Source organism: Mesorhizobium sp. M1E.F.Ca.ET.063.01.1.1, assembly GCF_003998155.1.
Classification (GTDB): Bacteria; Pseudomonadota; Alphaproteobacteria; order Rhizobiales; family Rhizobiaceae; genus Mesorhizobium.
This window is the reverse complement of sequence record NZ_RZSC01000461.1, coordinates 1-4,763: the sequence shown is the minus strand read 5'-3', so window position 1 is coordinate 4,763 and position 4,763 is coordinate 1. Positions and strand designations below refer to the sequence as shown.

Genomic DNA, 4,763 nt, shown 5'->3' with positions numbered 1-4,763 from the left:
GGCTTGAGCTATGACGACCAGTATCGAATTCGACGCCGTTTCAAATGTCTCGGACGAGCACTCGACCGTTGGAGAACATCCGGCAGCCACGGATGTTCAAGTCGCGCAGGCCGCTGGCGGCCAGGCAGCGCAGAACGGTGAGCCGGTCCCGGTCGATGTCGGCAAAGGCACGCCGGCACAGGGCGCGGACAATGCGCAGGGTGCAAACCAGCCGGCGCCGGACGCCAAGGCTCCCGCAGGAAACGCGCCGGCGGCGAATGCCGCTGCCTCGAATGTCCCGCATGAATATCATGCCGAAGCCGGCAACGTCGTGAAGCTTCCGGCCAATGTCTCGATCGACAACATCAAGGTCGACGGGCACAATCTGGTGCTGGTGCAGCCCGATGGATCCGAGATCGTCATCAAGGACGGCGCGCTGAACGTGCCGACCTTCATCATCGGCGACGTCGAGGTGCCGCGCGTTGCCCTGATCGCCGCTCTTGAATCCAGCCATGTCGATGTCGCCTTCGGCGCCGACGGTTCGATCTCGGCAGGCGGAAATGGCTCGCCAGGCAGCGCCGGCGGAAATTTCGAACAGCCTCCCGGCGGTATCGGTGACGGCTTCGGCTTGACGTCGCTGCTGCCGCCGACGGCACTGCAGTTCGGGCAGCCGGAGAACCGTGAGCTGTTTCCCTCGATAATCGACAGGCAGGTTTCAGTGGTGGCCACGTCACTGCTGACCCCGGACGAGGCGGCCAGCGAAACCGGCCTCGACGGCGGCCCGTCACAATCGCCGGGCAGTGACGCGCCGAGCGACGCGGAAACGTCCAGCATCGGAACGATCACCATCGACGCGCCGGACGGTATCGGCTCGATCGTCATCAACGGCGACACCGTGACCGGCGTCGGGCAGCAGATCCAGGGCCAGTTCGGCTACATAACGATCGTGTCCTTCGATCCGATCACCGGGGCTATCGAATACAATTACACGGTGACCGAGTCGGTCACCCATCCCGAACAAACGAACGGTTTCGACCCCAACGATACGGTTCCGGACAATTTCAGCATCACCGTTACGGATTCCGACGGCGATACGGCCAGCGCCACTTTTGCCGTCGCCATCATCGACGACGTGCCGACGGCGGTGGCCGATACCGACAGCATTGCGGCCGGCCAGTTCGGCCCGGCGACGGGCAACGTGCTGGTTGGCGGCACGGATGGAGCCGACGCTAATACGACGGACGGCGTTGCCGACACCAAGGGCGCCGACGGCGCCACAGTGGTTGGCGTCGCAGCCGGCGACACCAATGCCGACTCCTCCGGCTCGCTCGGTGTCCAGGTCCAGGGTACCTACGGCAAGCTGACGCTGGCCGCCGATGGCACCTACACCTATGTACGCGACGCCGGCACGCCCGGCGGCGTCAATGACGTCTTCACCTATACGATCAAGGACGGCGACGGCGACACCTCGCACACCACGCTGACGATCTCTATCGGCGACTCCACGCCGACCATCTCGATCCCGGTAGCGGGCGGCGCTGATACCACGGTCTATGAAGCCGGCCTGCCGGCACGCGGCGGCGAGCCGCAAGGCTCGAACGAGCCTGCAAACTCCGAAACGACGTCTGGCACGATCGGCTTCACTTCGCCGGACGGCCTGACGACGATCTCACTGGGCGGCCATGCGCTGACCGGTGTGGCACAGACCTTCACCGTTGCAACCGGCTCACTGACGGCAAGCTACGTCTACAATGCAACGACCGGCGTCGGCACCATCAGCTATTCCTATACGCTCATCGACAACACCTCTGGCGACAACACCAGCGCCAGCTTCGCGGTGGTAGTGACGGATGCCGACGGCGATCCGGCACCGGCCGGCAACCTCATCATCAACATCATCGACGACGTGCCGACGGCGGTGGCCGATACCGACAGCATCGCAGCCGGCCAGTTCGGCCCGGCGACCGGCAATGTGCTGGTTGGCGGAACAGATGGCGCCGACACCAATACGACGGATGGCAATGCCGACACCAAGGGCGCCGACGGCGCAACGGTAGTCGGCGTCGCGGCAGGCGACACCAACGCTGATGTCGACAACGCCGCCACACTCGGCGTGCAGATCCAGGGCACCTACGGCAAGCTGACGCTGGCCGCCGACGGCACCTACAGCTATGTACGCGACGCCAACACGCCCGGCGGCGTCAATGACGTCTTCACCTATACGATCAAGGACGGCGACGGCGACACCTCGCACACCACGCTGACGATCTCGATCGGCGACTCCACGCCGACCGACACGATCCCGGCGCCCGGCGGCGCCGATACCACGGTCTATGAAGCCGGCCTGCCGGCACGCGGCGGCGAGTCCGCCGGTTCGAACGCTGCAGCCAACTCGGAGACCACCTCGGGCAGCATCGGCTTCACCTCGCCCGATGGCATCCAGACCGTCTCGCTCGGCGGCCACGTGCTGACTGGCTCCAACCAGAACTTCACCGATGCCACAGGCTCGCTGACGGCCAGCTACAGCTACAATCCGGCAACCGGCGTCGGCACCATCAGCTACTCCTATACGCTGGTCGACAACACATCGGGCGACAACACCTCCACCTCTTTCGCGGTCGTCGTCACCGACGCCGACGGCGACAGCGCACCGGCCGGCAACCTCATCATCAACATCGTCGACGACGTACCGACGGCGCATGCCGACACCAACAATGTCGCCGAAGGCGGCATCGTCGGCGGCAACGTGCTGACCGACGGCACGGATGACGTGTTCGGCGCCGACGGCGCGGCCGCCGGCGGCGGCGTGGTCGGCGTGCGCGCCGCGGGCGGCGATACCACCACGGCGGTTGTGACCGGCGTCAATACGGTGATCAACGGCAGCTTCGGCACGCTGACGCTGCAGGCCAACGGCTCCTACAGCTATGACGGCAATCCCAATGCGGTTCCGGCCGGCGGCGCCACCGACGTGTTCGTCTACACCATCATGGACGGCGACGGCGACCTGTCGACCACCACGCTGACCATCAATCTCACCGACAGCGGCCTGGCCGCCACCAATGAGGACGCCACCGTCAACGAGGCGGCGCTGGCGATCGGCTCCAATCCGGCGAGCACGGCCGAGACGGTGGCCGGCACGGTCGCCGACAATGTGTCGGGGGGCACCGGTCCCTATACCTTCACACTGGTCGGCAGCCCGACCGGCTCGCACGGCACGCTGACCCTCAACGCCAACGGCACCTACAGCTACACGCTGACCTCGCCGGTCGACGGCGTCGACGCCAACAACGGCACCAACACCGTCAACAACGTCGAGACCTTCACCTACCAGGCCACCGACGCCAACGGCAACATCGTCACCAACACCATCACCATCGACGTAACCGACGACGTACCGACGGCCATCACCCCGGCCTCCGCGGTTGTGGCAAACGGGGCAGGAGCGCCTGTGTCGTTCGATCTCGATATCGACGGGATACTGACGAACAATTACGGCGCCGACGGCGGAACCGTCATCTTCCCGTCGTCGCTCGACGGCACGGCAAGCGGGCTGACCTCCAATGGTGTTTCGATCGTGTACGACGTCTCGGCAGACGGCCACACGCTCACGGGTTTTGCTGGCGCCGTTTCTGTGTTTGTCATAACACTCGACCCGGCGACCGCTTCCTATTCCGTCGACATGAACGGAGCGGTGGACAGCGTAACCCAAGTCGACTTCAGCTCGGGGGGATACAACTTCGTCGGCGGAAACGGCGCCTGGGCCGGATTCATTCCGAGCACAGAAAGCGCCGGCTCACCGATCGATAACGACAGCTCCGACCTGCTTATAACCCCCGAGGTCAATGGAGCGCGCACCAGCACGATCAATTCGAGTGCGATTTCGGGCGGTGTTGGCTCTGGCAGTTCGGTCGGTTTGGACGGTGGCCTTCCGGAAAGCATGAGAGTGGATTTCGTGACCGACCTGCGCGGCGATCCGGCAGGGTCGGGCGGCTACAGCGACGCCACCAACCGCGATCACGTGTTCGATGCCCACTACACCGTCAACGGCTCGACCGCGACATTCACGGCCACCACCGGGTCGACGATCAGGATCACGGCATCCGATGATACGGACGGCAACAACGTGGTCGGCGATGGCGCTATTGACCACATCAATTCGGTCTCCATCGGCTACAACGGCGTGTTCCAGACCGTAACAGCTACCGCTCTCCTCGAGAGCTATACCATCAACGGCCATGTTTATACGGTACAGCTGAACGCGGATGGCAGCGTCAATATCGGCGGTGTCTACGGCACCTCCGGCGCCGGCGCGATCGGCACGGAAATCGCAGTCTTCACCAACGACGGCTACAATAGCCTTGAATACACCTATGTTTCGGGCGACACCTTCAAGGTCGGAGATTTCGGCGCAGCCGTCGCGACACATACGCCTGTGAGCTTCGACATTCCGGTCAGCGTGGTCGATGGCGATGGCGATATCGCCGGCGGCACGATCGGCATCACGCTGAGCCCAACGGGAGAAAACATTCAGAATTACTCGTCCTCGCTGGCCGGAGACCCTCACTCGTACACGTCGACGCTGGCAGCCCCGCATATTATCGGGTCGGACTTCAATGACACGCTGAACGGCGACAGCGGCAACAACGTGCTCTATGGCGGCGCCGGCAATGATACGATCATTGGCAACGCCGGCAATGACTTGTTGATCGGCGGTTCTGGCCAGGACACCATGACCGGCGGCACCGGCGCCGACACGTTCAAGCTCGACAGCCTCGGCATCAAGG

The 4,763-nt window shown here is 64.2% G+C and carries 1 protein-coding gene; it reads left to right on the top strand.

Annotated features, from left to right (window positions below; genetic code table 11):
* Window positions 1-10 precede the first annotated feature (10 nt).
* Window positions 11-4,763: VCBS domain-containing protein (locus EOA29_RS25405; RefSeq protein ID WP_127221779.1), on the top strand; the 4,753-nt coding region annotated here is incomplete at its 3' end.